Source organism: Bacillus sp. AK128, from assembly GCF_053903075.1.
On record NZ_CP096379.1, the window covers coordinates 1,353,149 to 1,369,641 of the forward strand.

17 protein-coding genes are annotated in these 16,493 nt (G+C 38.7%); 14 read left to right on the forward strand and 3 right to left on the reverse strand.

Annotated elements, in window-relative coordinates:
* The first annotated feature begins 18 nt into the window (after window positions 1-18).
* The 11 genes from buk to M1D60_RS06540 all read left to right on the forward strand — a co-directional run bounded on the left by buk (window position 19) and on the right by M1D60_RS06540 (window position 13,941).
* Window positions 19-1,134, forward strand: coding sequence for a butyrate kinase (gene buk / locus M1D60_RS06490; RefSeq protein WP_456278352.1), 1,116 nt, complete (start codon window positions 19-21; stop codon window positions 1,132-1,134).
* Window positions 1,135-1,156: 22 nt separating this feature from the next.
* Window positions 1,157-2,578, forward strand: a complete 1,422-nt coding sequence (gene lpdA / locus M1D60_RS06495; RefSeq protein WP_456278353.1) for a dihydrolipoyl dehydrogenase — start codon at window positions 1,157-1,159, stop codon at window positions 2,576-2,578.
* A 145-nt stretch (window positions 2,579-2,723) separates the two neighbouring features.
* A complete protein-coding gene (locus M1D60_RS06500; RefSeq protein ID WP_456278354.1) occupies window positions 2,724-3,716 on the forward strand; it encodes a thiamine pyrophosphate-dependent dehydrogenase E1 component subunit alpha in 993 nt (330 codons plus the stop codon).
* 16 nt (window positions 3,717-3,732) lie between these two features.
* The gene (locus M1D60_RS06505) at window positions 3,733-4,716 is read left to right on the forward strand and encodes an alpha-ketoacid dehydrogenase subunit beta (RefSeq protein WP_456278355.1); all 984 of its coding nucleotides are present in this window, start codon (window positions 3,733-3,735) and stop codon (window positions 4,714-4,716) included.
* Window positions 4,717-4,756: 40 nt separating this feature from the next.
* Complete coding sequence (locus M1D60_RS06510; RefSeq protein ID WP_456278356.1) at window positions 4,757-6,061, forward strand: dihydrolipoamide acetyltransferase family protein; 1,305 nt, start codon at window positions 4,757-4,759, stop codon at window positions 6,059-6,061.
* A gap of 505 nt (window positions 6,062-6,566) precedes the next feature.
* Complete coding sequence (locus M1D60_RS06515; protein WP_456278357.1) at window positions 6,567-8,585, forward strand: methylmalonyl-CoA mutase family protein; 2,019 nt, start codon at window positions 6,567-6,569, stop codon at window positions 8,583-8,585.
* Window positions 8,572-10,734, forward strand: a complete 2,163-nt coding sequence (gene scpA, locus M1D60_RS06520) for a methylmalonyl-CoA mutase (RefSeq protein ID WP_456278358.1) — start codon at window positions 8,572-8,574, stop codon at window positions 10,732-10,734. Before M1D60_RS06515 ends, scpA begins: the two co-directional genes overlap by 14 nt.
* Window positions 10,727-11,746: a methylmalonyl Co-A mutase-associated GTPase MeaB gene (gene meaB / locus M1D60_RS06525; RefSeq protein ID WP_456278359.1), complete on the forward strand. Its 1,020-nt coding sequence runs from the start codon at window positions 10,727-10,729 to the stop codon at window positions 11,744-11,746. The genes scpA and meaB overlap by 8 nt, the downstream gene beginning before the upstream one ends.
* Before the next feature lie 70 nt (window positions 11,747-11,816).
* Window positions 11,817-12,254, forward strand: a complete 438-nt coding sequence (locus M1D60_RS06530) for a BrxA/BrxB family bacilliredoxin (protein WP_456278360.1) — start codon at window positions 11,817-11,819, stop codon at window positions 12,252-12,254.
* A 180-nt stretch (window positions 12,255-12,434) separates the two neighbouring features.
* A complete protein-coding gene (locus M1D60_RS06535; protein WP_456278361.1) occupies window positions 12,435-13,388 on the forward strand; it encodes an aromatic acid exporter family protein in 954 nt (317 codons plus the stop codon).
* A gap of 46 nt (window positions 13,389-13,434) precedes the next feature.
* Entirely contained in the window at window positions 13,435-13,941 is a 507-nt protein-coding gene (locus M1D60_RS06540) for a L,D-transpeptidase (RefSeq protein WP_456278362.1), read from the forward strand.
* Between the two features lie 38 nt (window positions 13,942-13,979).
* Here M1D60_RS06540 and M1D60_RS06545 read toward each other — a convergent pair whose 3' ends face one another.
* On the reverse strand, window positions 13,980-14,801 hold the full coding sequence (locus M1D60_RS06545; protein WP_456278363.1) for an alpha/beta fold hydrolase: 822 nt from the start codon (window positions 14,799-14,801) through the stop codon (window positions 13,980-13,982).
* Window positions 14,802-14,935: 134 nt separating this feature from the next.
* Window positions 14,936-15,211, reverse strand: a complete 276-nt coding sequence (locus M1D60_RS06550) for a hypothetical protein (protein ID WP_456278364.1) — start codon at window positions 15,209-15,211, stop codon at window positions 14,936-14,938.
* A 273-nt stretch (window positions 15,212-15,484) separates the two neighbouring features.
* Here M1D60_RS06550 and M1D60_RS06555 point away from each other — a divergent pair, with 273 nt between their 5' ends.
* From M1D60_RS06555 to M1D60_RS06565, 3 genes are all read left to right on the forward strand, one after another.
* A complete protein-coding gene (locus tag M1D60_RS06555; RefSeq protein WP_456278365.1) occupies window positions 15,485-15,700 on the forward strand; it encodes a spore germination protein in 216 nt (71 codons plus the stop codon).
* Between the two features lie 154 nt (window positions 15,701-15,854).
* Window positions 15,855-15,950, forward strand: coding sequence for a YjcZ family sporulation protein (locus M1D60_RS06560; protein WP_456278366.1), 96 nt, complete (start codon window positions 15,855-15,857; stop codon window positions 15,948-15,950).
* 32 nt (window positions 15,951-15,982) lie between these two features.
* Window positions 15,983-16,123: a YjcZ family sporulation protein gene (locus M1D60_RS06565; protein ID WP_456278367.1), complete on the forward strand. Its 141-nt coding sequence runs from the start codon at window positions 15,983-15,985 to the stop codon at window positions 16,121-16,123.
* A 66-nt stretch (window positions 16,124-16,189) separates the two neighbouring features.
* Here M1D60_RS06565 and M1D60_RS06570 read toward each other — a convergent pair whose 3' ends face one another.
* The gene (locus M1D60_RS06570) at window positions 16,190-16,351 is read right to left on the reverse strand and encodes a hypothetical protein (protein WP_456278368.1); all 162 of its coding nucleotides are present in this window, start codon (window positions 16,349-16,351) and stop codon (window positions 16,190-16,192) included.
* Window positions 16,352-16,493 lie beyond the last annotated feature (142 nt).

Here is a 16,493-nt window from a genome sequence, read left to right on the forward strand (position 1 = left end):
CTAATGGAGGTTTAGATTTTGCAAGAAAGAGACTACCGAATTTTAGTGTTGAATCCAGGTTCAACTTCCACGAAAATTGGAGTTTTTTCAAACGAAGTTTCAGTTTTTGAAAAGACAATCCGTCACGATGCGGCATACATTTCTACTTTTCCTTCTATCATTGATCAATATGAATTTAGAAAACAAACCATTTTAGAAGCACTTGATCATGAGGGAATAAATACATCAAAGCTTAATGCGGTTTGCGGAAGAGGAGGATTGCTTCGTCCGATTCAAGGTGGTACGTATGATGTAAATGACCAGATGCTAGTGGATTTAAGAAAAGGTTATTCAGGTCAACACGCATCTAATCTTGGAGGAATTATCGCATATGAAATTGCTTCAGGATTAAATATCCCTTCTTATATTGTTGATCCAGTAGTAGTCGATGAGCTTGATGAGATCGCTAGAATTTCTGGAGTACCCGAAATTGAAAGAAAAAGTATATTTCATGCACTAAATCAAAAGGCGGTCGCACGTAGAGTAGCAAGAGAACTTGGAAAACCTTATGAAGAGTTAAATTTGATTGTGACACATATGGGCGGTGGGATAACGGTTGGCGCTCATAAAAATGGAAAAGTTATTGATGTAAATAACGGTCTACATGGTGATGGTCCATTTAGTCCAGAACGAGCTGGAACTGTTCCGGCTGGAGATTTGGTATCGCTTTGTTTTTCTGGCGAGTATTATCGTGAAGAAGTCATGAAAAAGCTAGTTGGGAATGGTGGACTTGTAGGATATTTAGGTACAAGTGATGCTGTAAAGGTAGAGAAGCTAATAGAAGCTGGAAATGAACAAGCTAAGATTGTTTATGATGCAATGGCTTATCAAGTAGCAAAGGAAATTGGTTCTGCCGCTGCAGTTTTATTTGGAAAGGTTGATCGTATTATATTGACGGGTGGTTTAGCTTACGGTAAAGAATTCGTTAAGAGTATCACTGACCGAGTAAATTGGATTGCTGATGTAATCGTACAGCCTGGAGAAAATGAATTACAGGCGTTAGCTGAAGGAGCCCTAAGAGTCTTACAAGGAACTGAACAGGCAAAAATATATCCAGGTACAAAAATAGACGAAGCAATGAATGTAAAAAGTTAAAGTAGAAAGGAGTGGAGTATGAATGGCAACAGAATATGATGTGGTAATCCTAGGTGGTGGAACCGGGGGCTATGTAGCAGGGATTCGCGCTTCCCAGCTTGGTCTTAAGGTAGCTATTGTTGAAAAGGGTAAACTGGGTGGTACATGTCTTCATAAAGGTTGTATTCCGAGTAAAGCATTGCTAAGGAGTGCAGAAGTATTTGCAACGATGAAAAAGGGTGAAGAATTTGGGGTTCTTGCAAAAGAAGTTGCCCTTGATTTCGTTAAAGTGCAGGAAAGAAAGTCTAAAATTATTGACCAGCTTCACAAAGGAATACAGCATCTCATGAAGCAAGGTAAGATTGACGTATATGAAGGGCTCGGGAGAATTTTAGGACCTTCTATCTTTTCACCAATGCCAGGTACAATATCCGTGCAAATGAACAATGGGGAAGAGAATCAAATGCTTATTCCTAAGAATGTAGTGATTGCAACAGGCTCTAGACCAAGAACCCTACCTGGACTAGATATAGATGGTGAATATATTTTGTCATCGGATGAAGTGTTGGAATTAGAAAAGCTACCTAACTCGATTATTATTGTTGGTGGTGGAGTTATCGGAATTGAGTGGGCTTCCATGATGGCGGACTTTGGTGTAGAAGTGACTGTGCTGGAATATGCAGACCGGATTATCCCAACAGAAGATCTTGAGATTTCTAAAGAAATGCAACGACTCATGAAGAAAAAGGGTGTCAAAATCGTTACAGGTGCCAAGGTATTGCCTGAAACAGTAACAAAAGGTCAAGGTGTTACCATTCAAGCAGAGCATAAGGGTGAACAAAAATCGTTCCATGCTGACCAGTTACTTGTCTCTGTTGGTCGTCAAGCCAATGTAGAAGGAATAGGGATTGAGAACACAGAAATACAGATTGATAAAGGCTTTATACAAGTTAATGATTCATACCAAACCAAGGAAACTCACATATATGCAATTGGGGATGTAATTGGTGGTCTACAGCTTGCGCATGTCGCTTCCCATGAGGGAATTACGGCTGTTGAACATATCGCGGGAGAAAAGGTCGAACCAATTGATCCATCATTAGTTTCAAAATGTATCTATAGTAATCCAGAAGCTGCAAGTGTTGGCTATACTGAGGCAGAAGCAAAGGAAAAAGGCTTTAAAGTGAAAACAGGGAAATTCTCATTTAAAGCAATTGGAAAAGCACTAGTATACGGAGAATCTGATGGATTTGTTAAGCTTGTTGTCGACGAAGAAACTGATGATCTATTAGGTGTCCATATGATTGGTCCACATGTTACCGACATGATATCCGAAGCAGGTCTAGCTCGTGTATTAGATGCTACACCTTGGGAAATTGGAAAGACTATTCATCCACATCCAACACTTTCTGAAGCCATTGGTGAAGCAGCTTTAGCAGTACAAGGAAAGGCTATTCACTCCTAGTGAGTTGAATGTCTCTCTTACATAAGGCTGATTTATTGATTTATAAGCGTTTCTCTCTTACATAGAGAAAGCGCCTAACAAAATAAAATAGTAACAAAATACTCTATTAAAACAGCCTTAACATTTTAATATAGGGGGTACTAATATGGCAGAAAATCGTCATCAAGCATTAGGTTTAAGTGATGATCATGTACTACAAATGTATGAGACCATGCTATTAGCTCGTCGACTTGACGAAAGAATGTGGCTGTTAAACCGTGCAGGGAAAATTCCGTTTGTTATTTCTTGTCAAGGACAAGAAGCTGCTCAGGTTGGTGCTGCTTTTGCTTTAGATCGTGAGAAGGATTATGTTCTTCCCTATTACCGAGATATGGGCGTAGTCCTAACCTTTGGCATGACAGCTCGTGAACTAATGCTTTCAGGCTTTGCAAAAGCTGAGGATCCAAACTCTGGTGGAAGACAAATGCCAGGACATTTTGGTCAAAAGAAAAATCGGATCGTAACAGGTTCTTCTCCTGTAACAACCCAGGTTCCACATGCTGTTGGTGTCGCTCTTGGAGGTCGATTAGAAGGGAAAGACCTTGTTACGTTTGTTACGTTTGGTGAAGGATCGTCCAATCAGGGAGATTTTCATGAGGGAGCTAATTATGCATCTGTGCATAAATTACCCGTTATTTTTATGTGTGAAAACAATAAGTATGCGATATCTGTCCCTTATGAGAAACAAGTTGCATGTGAGAAAATTTCTGATCGAGCAATCGGATATGGAATGCCAGGAATCACAGTAGACGGCAACGACATCTTGGCTGTTTATGAAGCGGTGAAGGAAGCTGCAGATCGTGGAAGACGTGGGGAAGGACCAACATTAGTTGAAACTATTTCATATCGTCTAACCGCTCATTCCAGTGACGATGATGACCGTACCTATCGTTCAAGAGAAGAAGTAGAAGAGGCTAAACAGAAGGACGGTCTTTTTGCCTTTGAAGTCTACCTGAAAGAAGCAGGAATTCTAACTGATGAACGACTAGAAACAATTAAAGAGCGCGTGAAACAAGAAGTAGATGACGCAACTGATTATGCGGAAAATGCTCCATATGCGGATCCGAGTGAAGCATTAACGCATGTCTATGCTGAGTAAGTGAGGGGGAAAACAGATGCCGGTAATTTCTTATATTGATGCAGTAACATTGGCAATAAGAGAAGAAATGGAAAGAGATTCCAAGGTGTTTGTACTTGGTGAAGATGTAGGTAGAAAAGGTGGCGTATTTAAGGCGACACACGGTTTATATGACCAGTTTGGGGAGGAACGTGTAATTGATACCCCACTTGCGGAATCAGCTATTGCTGGTGTAGCGATAGGTGCTGCCATGTATGGAATGCGACCAATTGCCGAAATGCAGTTTGCAGATTTTATCATGCCTGCTATCAACCAAATTATTTCGGAAGCTGCCAAGATTCGATACCGTTCTAATAATGATTGGTCATGTCCGCTAGTTGTACGTGCACCATATGGTGGAGGTATTCACGGTGCGCTTTATCACTCACAATCTGTTGAGGCCATTTTTGCGAATCAACCAGGTTTAAAAATAGTAATGCCTTCAACGCCTTATGATGTTAAAGGATTACTAAAGGCGGCAATACGAGATGAAGATCCTGTTTTATTCTTCGAGCATAAGCGTGCTTACCGACTAATCAAGGGTGAAGTACCTACTGATGACTATGTATTACCGATTGGAAAGGCTGATGTAAAGCGCGAAGGTGAAGACGTGACTGTCATTGCCTACGGTCTATGTGTGCATTTTGCTCTTCAAGCTGCAGAAAAGCTCGCAAGCGATGGAATCTCTGTTCATGTTCTTGATTTACGTACGGTATATCCACTAGATAAGGATGCAATTATTGAGGCAGCATCGAAAACCGGGAAGGTCCTCCTTATTACAGAGGATACGAAAGAGGGAAGCGTCATGAGTGAAGTTTCAGCAATTATTGCTGAAAACTGCTTATTTGATCTGGATGCACCTGTTAAAAGATTAGCTGGCCCTGATGTACCAGCGATGCCGTATGCTCCAACAATGGAAAAATTCTTTATGATTAATCCTGACAAGGTTGAAAAAGCCATTCGAGAGCTAGCTGAATTTTAAGGCTGACCGGATTTATTTGAGAGAAGGAGGTTGACACATCTTGGCAATTGAAAAAATTACCATGCCACAGCTTGGTGAAAGTGTGACCGAAGGAACCATTAGTAAATGGCTCGTTTCACCTGGAGATAAGGTAAATAAATATGACCCAATAGCAGAAGTAATGACGGATAAGGTAAATGCTGAAGTCCCGTCATCCTTCACAGGAGTAATTAAGGAGCTAATTGCAAAAGAGGATGAAACCTTAGCTGTCGGTGAAGTGATTTGCTTAGTTGAGGTTGAAGGTGGAGCAAATCCAGAAGCTTCTAAGGAAGTACCTAATACAGAGGTACAAACAGGGGGATCTACTGCCTCAGATTCACAGGGGGCTAGCAGTGAGGATCAACCAAATAAAAGACGATATTCTCCAGCTGTACTAAAGCTTGCTGGGGAACATAATATTGATCTTGAACTGGTTTCAGGAACTGGTGGTGGCGGTCGAATTACCCGTAAAGATATTCAACGAGTGATAGAATCGGGACATATTCCAACAGCTCCATCGAAAGTTGAAACAGCACCTCAACAAGAGGTGAGCAAGCCAACTACAAGTACAAGTACAAGTACAACTACAAGTACACCTGCACCACCACCAGTTACAACACAACATGGTGATCTTGAAATTCCAGTAACCGGTGTACGTAAGGCAATTGCGGCTAATATGCTACGTAGTAAGCACGAGGCACCTCATGCTTGGACAATGGTTGAAGTCGATGTTACGAACCTAGTTAATTATCGTAATTCAGTAAAGAATGAATTTAAGAAAAATGAAGGGTTTAACCTTACTTTCTTTGCCTTCTTTGTAAAAGCAGTTGCACAAGCGTTAAAGGAATTCCCGCAAATCAATTCGATGTGGGCAGGGGACAAGATTATCCAGAAAAAGGCGATTAACATTTCCATAGCCGTTGCTACTGATGACGCATTGTATGTTCCAGTCATTCGAAATGCTGATGAACTCACCATTAAAGGAATTGCACGGGAAATAACAGAACTGGCTCAAAAAGTTCGTACAGGAAAATTAAAGTCAGAAGAAATGCAGGGTGGTACGTTCACGGTAAATAATACGGGTTCATTCGGCTCTGTACAATCCATGGGCATTATCAATTATCCACAGGCAGCCATTCTTCAAGTGGAATCTATCGTAAAACGTCCAGTTGTAATGGAAGGTAATATGATTGCCATTCGAGATATGGTTAACCTCTGTATGTCACTTGATCATAGAGTACTCGATGGATTAGTTTGTGGACGATTCCTAGCCAGAGTAAAAGAAATTCTAGAGAATACTTCAAAAGAAACAACAACCATTTACTAGTTTTTACAAGGTTTATAAAGCTGGTTTTATGACTTTAATTTGTATAACTTCATTTAGAAAGAAATCAAAAATCTTTTAAGATTTTGTCTTTTAATGATGTCTATTAGTTAGAAATTAGAGTTTATTGGAGTGGAGGGCGCTTGACTCCTGCGGGAGATAGAGGGAAGTGTGAGACCCCACAGGCGAAGCCGAGGAGGCTCACATCCCTCCCCGCGGAAAGCAAGTGCCCGAAACGGAAATAAACGGCCAAAGTTTTAAAGTGTCTTTTGTTAAAAAAGCAAAAATGCAACAAAAGCATTTGAAAAAACTAAAAGCTAAATATAAAGAGTACATTTGTAAAAGCAGTCCTGAATCAGGACTGCTTTATTAATGAGGACAACCAGACTATTGTACAGAAAATAGGATTTATAATAAAATTATATAAGAATAGAGTATTTATATTAACTGTAAGAAGTTGGAATTAAAAGAAAAGTGTAAGCGTTTCCTGTATAGAGGAGGAATAAACATGGGGGAAAAACGATCGACTGAATGGATTCTACAATTAGATGAGTTTTTAACGCCTACGTACGAAGAGTGGGAACAAGTCACCATTTCATCATTGAAAGGCAAATCAATGGAACGGTTATTTTCATCTACACACGAAGGTGTGTTGTTAAAGCCGATCTATACAAGTGATGATGAAGATTTACAGCAGGAGCAGGATCTTCATCTAAAGAGAACGAGTGAAAACAGCTGGTTAATTAATCAAGAATTACATGCTTCTTCTGTTCAGGATTTAATTGCTGCTATTCGTCGTGCTTCTAAGAATGGTCAATCATCCATTCATTTTAAGGTGAAAAGTGAAGGCTCCGATAAAGGTGTAGAAATTGTACATAGTGAGGATTTACTTGCATTAATAAAGGAAATGCCTAACCAAGACCAAACTTTTTTTATTGATACAAATTTGAAACAAAGCTTCTTTTTAACCGGATTGCTTTTATTTAGTGAGAAACAAAATAAGCAGTTAAAGGGTGTTATTGGGAGTGATCCCATTGCTGAATGGGTAAGTAGGGGAACACTACCAACCCCATTGTCGTTTTATTATGAAGAAATGGCGATTATGGTAAAGGAAAGTATGATATATCCCGAGTTGAAAACGATTGTAGTGAATAGTCAGCCTTACCATAATGGAGGAGCAAATGCGGTCCAGGAATTAGCTTATACTCTTTTGGTAGGTATTGAATATATAAGGCAATGCATGAATCGAGGATTAAAAATAGATGAGATTGCTCCTAAAATTTCGTTCTCCTTCTCAGTTGGATCTAACCTGTTTATGGAAATTTCAAAACTAAGAGCAGCTAGATATTTATGGGCTTCTATCATTCATGAATTTGGTGGTACAACTGAATCACAGCAAATGTGGATTCATGCAAAAACGTCTGATACAACGAAAACGAAATATGACCCTTATGTCAATATGCTTAGAGCCACTGTTGAATCATTTGCTTCTGTTGTCGGGGGAGCAGACAGCTTGCATACAGCCCCATTTGACCATGCTTTTCAAGATACAACTAATTTTTCAGAGAGAATTGCTAGAAATGTTCAATCGATTTTATTAGAGGAATCTCATCTTGGTAGAGTTATAGACCCTGCGAGAGGTTCATGGTATGTCGAGAGCTTGACAAAGCAAGTAGCTGAGAAGGCTTGGGGAATTATTCAGCAAATTGAACAGTCAGGTGGCATGGTCGAGGCACTCGTAAGGGGATCCGTACAAGAAGAAATAACCAAGGTAAGGAATCGCCGATTTAATAAAATAGACAATCGACAAGAACGAATTGTAGGAATCAACATGTACGCCAATGGAATGGAAAAGGAACCGCCTCAACCTAAGGTTGACCAATTTGAAACAGGTTCATTAAAAGAGAAGAAAAATAATAAAATCGAATTGTATATTGAAGACCAGAAATTTATAACACTCTTAAAAAGTGAACTGACTAAAGGTGTATCCTTTAGTGAACTAAATATCCAACAAGAGAATCAAAAAAAGGAAGAGGAAATTGTAGTAATTTCCTCTATTCGATGGTCAATGAAGTTTGAAAAACTACGTGAATATACAGCAAGCTACCAAAATAAAACGGGTGACAAGCTTGAGATTAGACTTGTTAACATAGGTGAGTTGATTCAGCATAAACCACGAACTGATTTTATAAGAGGATTTTTTGAGGTCGGTGGCTTTATGATTAATGAAACAAGAAGTCTAAAAACAATTGAGGAGCTAACAGAAGAACTTCCTCAAATAAAAGAAAAAGTAATAGTGTTATGTGGGGATGATGCAACGTATCAAAACTTAGGTAAAGAGGTTGTTGCGTTAATTAAAAAAGAAAATCCAGATGTTTCATTATTTATTGCAGGACGTCTTGAAAATCAAGAGCTTGCTGAATATAGAGAAGTGGGCTTAACAGATTGTATTCATATCAAAACAAACTGTTATGAATTTTTATCAAGCCTGCAAAATGTATTGGAGGTTAATCATGAAAAAGCCTAATTTCGCTTCCATTCCGTTTGAACAGTTAACTTTTGATCAGCAACCTGTAGCTCAAAGTAAAACCTATGAAACCAATGAGAAAATCTCCATAAAAAATAGTTATCAAAAAGAGGACATCGAAAACTTACCTTTTTTAAATTTTATGCCAGGTATTGCGCCTTTTACAAGAGGTCCTTATCCTACCATGTATGTGACCCGTCCATGGACGGTTAGGCAGTATGCCGGATTTTCGACAGCCGAGGAGAGCAATGCCTTCTATAGAAGAAACCTTGCTGCTGGTCAGAAAGGACTTTCTGTCGCATTTGATCTAGCTACTCATAGAGGCTATGATTCTGACCACCCTCGAGTCGTTGGTGACGTCGGTAAAGCGGGGGTAGCGATTGATTCAATCGTCGATATGAAAATTTTGTTTGATGGAATTCCACTTGATGAGATGTCCGTTTCAATGACTATGAACGGTGCAGTATTACCGATTATGGCATTTTATATTGTCACAGCCGAAGAACAAGGTGTATCAAAGGAAAAGCTATCAGGTACGATACAAAATGACATTTTAAAGGAATATATGGTTCGTAACACATATATTTACCCACCTGAGACATCAATGAGAATTATTGCTGATATCTTTGAATACACGTCTAAAAATATGCCGAAATTCAATTCAATCAGTATATCAGGTTACCATCTTCAAGAAGCTGGTGCTCCGGCTGATCTGGAGTTGGCCTATACACTTGCTGATGGACTTGAGTATGTAAGAACGGGTTTAAAGGCTGGTATTGATATCGATTCATTTGCACCAAGACTCTCTTTCTTTTGGGCAATCGGGATGAACTACTTTATGGAAGTAGCAAAAATGCGAGCTGCTAGATTATTATGGGCAAAATTGATTAAACCATTTGACCCTAAGAATGAAAAATCATTAGCACTCAGAACTCACTCTCAAACATCAGGGTGGAGTCTGACGGAACAAGATCCTTTTAATAATGTAACAAGGACATGTATGGAAGCTTTAGCTGCTGCTCTCGGTCACACTCAATCCTTGCATACGAATGCTTTAGACGAAGCAATTGCACTTCCAACTGATTTTTCTGCTCGGATTGCTCGTAATACACAATTATATTTACAGGATGAATCGGGTATCACGAATGTTATTGATCCGTGGGGAGGCTCCTATTATGTTGAATCATTAACAGCCTCGTTAGTAGAGAGAGCATGGGAGCATATCCAAGAAATTGAAGAGCTTGGTGGAATGGCAAAAGCCATAGAAACAGGCTTACCAAAGATGAAAATTGAAGAGGCTGCAGCAAGAAAACAGGCTCATATTGATTCTGGTAAGGAAGCAATCATTGGTGTAAATAAGTATCGCTTAGATCAAGAGGAAGAAATAGAGACATTAGATATTGATAATACGGTTGTTCGAGAAAAACAGCTTGCAAGACTTAAGAGTCTCAAAGAAAACCGAGATGAAGAAAAAGTTAAAGTCGCATTAGAAGCAATTACAAATGCAACTGAATCAGGAGAAGGGAATCTGTTAGAGCTTTCTATTGAGGCTGCTCGGGCAAGAGCAACGCTTGGAGAAATCTCAGATGCCATTGAAAAAGTGGCTAAACGTCATAAAGCAGTTATCCGTTCGATTAGTGGAATTTATAGCTCGGAGTACTCCAATGAGGAGGAAATCGATAAGGTGAAAAACTCAACTGATCAATTTACTGAAGTAGAGGGAAGACGTCCTCGTATTTTGATTGCTAAGATGGGTCAAGATGGCCATGACAGGGGAGCAAAAGTCATCGCAACTGCTTTTGCGGATTTAGGCTTTGACGTGGATATTGGACCACTTTTTCAAACACCTGAAGAGACTGCACTACAAGCAGTTGAAAATGATGTTCATGTAATCGGAATGAGTTCTCTCGCTGCAGGACATAAAACCTTGTTGCCACAGCTAATGGAAGAACTGCGAAAACATGATCGTGATGATATCGTGGTTATTGTTGGAGGGGTGATCCCTTATAAGGATTATGAGTTCTTATTAAGTCAGGGTGCTTCCGCCGTGTTCGGTCCAGGGACGGTTATTCCGGTTGCAGCTGAGAAGGTTCTAAAAGAGGTTTGTCAGCGCCTTGGTTATGAAAATGTGGTGGGTATGAATGAGTGACACGCAAGCTAATCACCGAAGAAAAAAGGAAAAAAAAGTAGAAGAACTTGTTCAAGGTGTTCGTCAAAATAACAGAGCAGTTTTAGCCCAAGCGATTACACTAATAGAGAGCAATGCGAGTAGACATTTTGAAAAAGGGCAAAATTTGATTAACCAGCTACTTCCATATACCGGGAAATCGATTCGAATTGGAATCACTGGGGTGCCGGGAGCTGGGAAAAGTACTTTTATTGAAGCGTTCGGGACATTTTTATGTGACCTAGGTCACCGTGTCGCGGTCTTGGCCGTTGATCCATCTAGTAGTGTGACAGGGGGAAGTATTCTTGGTGATAAAACAAGAATGGACCGTTTATCAAAGGATCCGAGGGCTTATGTTAGACCATCCCCCGCAGCAGGAACTTTAGGTGGCGTAGCTAGAAAAACGCGTGAAACGATACTCGTCTGTGAAGCAGCTGGATATGATATCATTATTGTTGAAACGGTTGGTGTTGGCCAAAGTGAAGTTACGGTTAGAAGTATGGTTGACTTCTTTCTGTTACTAGCGTTAACTGGTGCTGGAGATGAGCTTCAGGGGATGAAAAAGGGAGTCATGGAGCTCATTGACCTACTGGTGATCAATAAGGCAGATGGTGATAATGAGCAAAAGGCAAAACAAGCAAAAGAAGAATTCACTAGAATTCTCCACTATTTAAGACCTGCAACAAAAGGCTGGACGTCAAAGGCCTTAACCTGCTCCGCTCTTTATGAAAAAGGAATCCCAGACATTTGGCAGACGATAAAAGAGTATGAAGGAATAACAAAGGCACAAGGGATATTCGAAGAAAGACGAATGTCACAAATGAAGGATTGGTTTTATACATTAATCATCAATCAGCTCGAAACAAGCTTTTTTTCTAATCAAGTAGTTAAGGAGCATCTCCCACAGTTAGAGAAAGATGTTATTTCAGGTCAGCTCTCAGCAAGTCTCGGGGTCACTCAGTTATTTGATCAAGTAAACAAGACAGAAAAATAGAAAACTAGTTATTTGTATATGTTGGTCTAGCTTGATAATATTAATACATAAAGAGTAAGGAGGAACAACGATGTCGATGAATTTTAATTTTTTTATAAATGATGTAGTAAAACAGGCTAGAGAGGATATGGTTCAAGCGGGTTATACAGAACTTACATCTCCTGAAGAAGTAGATGGAGCACTCAAGCAAACTGGAACTACACTAGTTATGGTTAATTCAGTTTGTGGTTGCGCAGGCGGAATTGCTCGCCCAGCTGCAACTCATGCTATTCATTATGATAAGCGGCCAGATCAATTAGTGACTGTATTTGCAGGCCAAGATAAAGAAGCAACAGCTCAGGCACGCTCTTATTTCGAAGGTTATCCACCTTCCTCTCCTTCTTTTGCCTTATTAAAAGATGGAAAGATTCAGATGATGGTTGAGCGCCATGAAATTGAAGGTCATGACCCTATGCAAGTCATTCAAAAGCTTCAACAGGCTTTTGATCAATATTGTGAGGAAGTATAAAAACATCAGCTATAATGAGTGGTAATCAGTGATTACCACTTTTTTTCGTATAAGAAATCATTAATTTTATACTATACTAAATTAGAACCTGAAAACCACTCTTAATAAAGAAGCTAAAGCTTAGGATGAGTAAAGTTTTGTCGTTCATAAGCTTTTTTATTTTACATAGGGGAGCTATAGATGAAATTCAAAATAGGTTATCGGACAATTAAAACAGCATTAGGAGTGACTGTTGCAGTATGGATTTCTCAACTCCTTGGACTTGAACATTATTTATCAGCAGGCATCATAACCATCCTTTGTATTCAAGCAACGAAGAAGAAATCTCTACAAAGCTCATGGTCACGATTTCTTGCATGTACAATTGCTATGATTTTTTCAATTTTCTTTTTTCAAATACTAGGTTATGAACCTTGGGTTATTGGGTTTCTATTGCTCTTTTTTATACCGGTTACCGTTTACTTTCGAATTCAGGAAGGGATTGTAACAAGCAGTGTCATTGTATTTCATCTTTATAGCGAAGGTACATATTCACAAACCATCATATTGAATGAATTTGCCCTAATTATAATTGGAATCGGAGTGGCACTCCTTATGAATCTCTATATGCCAAGTGTTGATCAACAGTTAAAGCAATTTCAGGTAGATATTGAAGAGTGCTTTGCTGGGATTTTTAAGGAGATTGTAAATTATGTTCGTTTAAAGGATTCAGATTGGGGTGGAAAGGAGATAACTGAGGCACATCGCATTCTTGAACAGGCAAAAAGCTTGGCCTTTCGGGATGTGCAAAATCATTTTCTAAGAAATGAAAATGTCTATTATTCCTATTTTAAGATTCGTGGGCAGCAGCTTGAAATACTAGAAAGAATCTTACCACTCGTCTTATCATTAAATCATTTTGGCGATGAGGGAGAAATGATTGCGGATTTTATGGAAGACATCGGTAAATCGATTCATCCGGGAAATACAGCGAAACGATTTTTAATTAGACTTGAAGAGCTTAAGGCTGAGTTTAGGAAATCTGAACTTCCCAAGACAAGAGAAGAGTTCGAAGGAAGAGCTTCACTTTTACAGCTACTAAAAGAAATGGAACAATATTTAATTATTAAGAGCTATTTCCGTCCAAATGAATGAGAATCATCTCCTTGTTTAACACTATCCATAAAGGGTGGTGTTTGAGATGATTCAAATACTAGTAGCTATTATTCTAACGGTTTCACCCATTTGGCCTTTAGGCCCTAATCCTCTTCATGGTGACCCGTATATCATAGTTAATAAAAGCACAAATGAGTTAGCCTTTATAAATCAAGGTGTGATACAGCAGGTATACCCGGTCGGAACAGGTATATACGATGACTATACTCCGGAAGGAACGTTTTCCATAACGGTTAAAGCAAAAGATCCGTATTACCGTAAAAAAAATATTATGGGTGGAAGACCAGATAATCCACTTGGGAGTCGTTGGATTGGTTTTAATGCGCTAGATACAGAGGGAAGAACCTATGGAGTTCACGGCACAAACAATCCTTCGTCAATCGGTAAGGCTGTATCGCAAGGTTGTATTAGAATGCATAATCAGCATGTGAATGAACTATTTGACTGGATTCCAATCGGAACGAAGATATTCATTACGTCCAGCCAAAAATCATTTGAGGCGATTGCTCAAGAACAAGGAGCAATCCGTTGAAAAAGCCCACTTAAAAATTTTAGGTGGGCTAAACCTATTTAACTTGATCGATCTAAGTGCTCAATTAGTTCGGAAGCTACTATACTTGGTTGATCAATCATTGAATAGTGGCTCGCATTAGGTATAAGTTTAAATACAGAGTGAGGAACTGCTTTATGGAGCATTAATCCCCAATAAGGTACTAAATAGCGATCATGCTGACCCCATAAAAACGTAGATGGGCACTTGATGCTTGGCAAATAGGGAACAAGGTCTTCGGTTTGATGGTGATTTAACGCGAAAGAGGCTTGTTGGAGTTCGGCTGGTCCTGTTGGGGTACTAAATGGTAATGTAAACATACTAAGTAAGGAAGGTGTTAAATTTGTTGGATAATAGACTCCTTCACGTAGCATCCGTTCAATAAAAAGTGGTGAGGGAACAAATTCTTCAGATACCGGGTACCTGATCGAAACAACTTTAGGTAGTGGCCAATTGGCAAAACATACACCATCAATCACAACTAAACTCTTTACCCGTTCTGGGTGTGTAACAGCGAGGATTTGGACGATACCGCCACCAAGATCATGACCAACAAAATGAGCATTAGGAATATTAAGCCTGTCTAAAGCTGATCGTATATATTCTGCTTGTTTTGGTAATGTCAAATCATTATAAGGTCCCCGATCTGATTTACCATAACCTATAAGCTCCACCGCTAAAACAGCATATTTTTTCTTGAGTATAGGAATTACATAATCCCATAAATGTGAATTTGTAGGAATCCCATGAACTAACACAACTACCTCAGACGAGTTAGCCTCATTAAAAAAACGGACGTTCATTTTATACTTGCCAATATCTATTCGCTGTTCTATGTTCATATTTATACCTCCTCGTTTTACCTTGCAATGTATGCATTCTAAAAATTTAATTGCAGGTCCAAGAGAAGTATTTATGGAGAAGATTGTCTCAAATTTTTCTGAGAGCAACTTCTCCATAAAATCGTCTTTCATTCTCACAGTATGAATTTTAGTAATCCAGATAGGATTGCCACAGAACTAATTCCAGTCCCCACAACCCATTTAATCATTGCGAGATGGTTTTTACTAAGCTTTTCTTCGAGCTCAGATTGAGTGATCAGTCTTTTCTCCGCTATAAGTTCATCGAATAAAGCATGAACATCATTTTTATCTAAAGGATCATTAAAAGATTCTTGAAAATTATCCTGTGAACTCTCTAACTCATCTAATTTTAATTCTAATTCCTTTACTTTCAGTTCAAGATCTTCCAATCATTTCCCCTCCTTGATTACTTTTTCTATATTTTATTCATGAAATGGCATGCTGAGCAGGACAGACGTACAGAATTGGTACAAGATAGGCTAACCACTCAACATTTTTTTCGGAATTAGTAAACAAAGAAACGGAAATCAACAACTTTAACAGAGCTATCGAATTAGAAATGAATGTTCTATGTTTTACCTAGATCTTTATGGTATAAAAGTAGTTCCAATCAAATCCATTGTACATAAACTAAAGGAAGAAAAAACAAAGGGGTGTTCTGTATGCCATGTGTAATCTTAGGCCCTGTTATATTTAATAGTAATGAGGGGATTATTGCAGGAGCAGCTTTAAATGTATCACCAACTAGCACAAGTAAAACAGTTGCTGGCTCAGGTGGATTTAATACTGGATTTTGGGTTGCGACAAATAACTGGATGAGCTCCGCTAACTCGCTTGATCCAGATACTGCTGACTCTAATATAAATGAGGTCGTATAAGTGTAATAAAGAGCCACTAAAACAAGTGGTTCTTTTTTTATATTACTGAATTTTTGAGGCTGATTTTCTAAATAAACATATATATAGGCACCTGCCCTTCCGAGACGAAGTGTCCCTACATATAGTGTTAACAAATGATCAGGGAGGTGTAGTTATGGGTGAAGTAACAGGATATGGTTCAGGATTCGCGTTAATCGTCGTGTTATTCATTTTACTGATCATTGTGGGATCAGCTTATATTGGATACTAATGTAAATAATTAAAAATAAAGGAGGAACTATAATGTTTGGAACAGGATTCGGTTGCGGTGGTTACGGATATACAGCACCAGTAGCAACGACTGGTTATGGAACTGGTAGTTCATTTACGTTAATTGTAGTTCTATTTATCTTATTAATTATTGTTGGGGCTTCTTGGGCTTAACTTAATAGGATAATTATTGTAAACTCCTTACTTCGTTTATGAAGTAAGGAGTTTTTATATTCAATCTTAAGCATTTCTACCTGTTAAACCTGGTGATTTATCAGTTTCCTCATTGTTATTATAGTTTGCATCGTTGGATGTCTGTTGATGTTGATGATCACTACCAATGTAGGTTGCTTTATGAGCTTGTTGTTCCTTCTTAAATCGTTCAAAATCTTGGTTGACCAAAATAATTCCTCCTGAAATATAAATTGGAATCGCAATTCCAAAGATAGTATGTTCTCTACTAGTAAGATAAAAACAGTTAATACATACCAAAACTAGCTTCCAAGCTCTTTTAAAATAAATATAGTGACTTTTTATTTTTTTC

What these genes read in the sequence shown, in the direction of transcription:
- M1D60_RS06540 (WP_456278362.1), top strand. Translation starts at nt 13,435, where the DNA reads ATGATTCAAATACTAGTAGCTATTATTCTAACGGTTTCACCCATTTGG.
- M1D60_RS06535 (WP_456278361.1), top strand. Translation starts at nt 12,435, where the DNA reads ATGAAATTCAAAATAGGTTATCGGACAATTAAAACAGCATTAGGAGTG.
- meaB (WP_456278359.1), top strand. Translation starts at nt 10,727, where the DNA reads ATGAGTGACACGCAAGCTAATCACCGAAGAAAAAAGGAAAAAAAAGTA.
- M1D60_RS06530 (WP_456278360.1), top strand. Translation starts at nt 11,817, where the DNA reads ATGTCGATGAATTTTAATTTTTTTATAAATGATGTAGTAAAACAGGCT.
- scpA (WP_456278358.1), top strand. Translation starts at nt 8,572, where the DNA reads ATGAAAAAGCCTAATTTCGCTTCCATTCCGTTTGAACAGTTAACTTTT.
- M1D60_RS06545 (WP_456278363.1), bottom strand. Translation starts at nt 14,801, where the DNA reads ATGAACATAGAACAGCGAATAGATATTGGCAAGTATAAAATGAACGTC.
- M1D60_RS06555 (WP_456278365.1), top strand. Translation starts at nt 15,485, where the DNA reads ATGCCATGTGTAATCTTAGGCCCTGTTATATTTAATAGTAATGAGGGG.
- lpdA (WP_456278353.1), top strand. Translation starts at nt 1,157, where the DNA reads ATGGCAACAGAATATGATGTGGTAATCCTAGGTGGTGGAACCGGGGGC.
- M1D60_RS06515 (WP_456278357.1), top strand. Translation starts at nt 6,567, where the DNA reads ATGGGGGAAAAACGATCGACTGAATGGATTCTACAATTAGATGAGTTT.
- M1D60_RS06560 (WP_456278366.1), top strand. Translation starts at nt 15,855, where the DNA reads ATGGGTGAAGTAACAGGATATGGTTCAGGATTCGCGTTAATCGTCGTG.
- M1D60_RS06500 (WP_456278354.1), top strand. Translation starts at nt 2,724, where the DNA reads ATGGCAGAAAATCGTCATCAAGCATTAGGTTTAAGTGATGATCATGTA.
- M1D60_RS06565 (WP_456278367.1), top strand. Translation starts at nt 15,983, where the DNA reads ATGTTTGGAACAGGATTCGGTTGCGGTGGTTACGGATATACAGCACCA.
- M1D60_RS06505 (WP_456278355.1), top strand. Translation starts at nt 3,733, where the DNA reads ATGCCGGTAATTTCTTATATTGATGCAGTAACATTGGCAATAAGAGAA.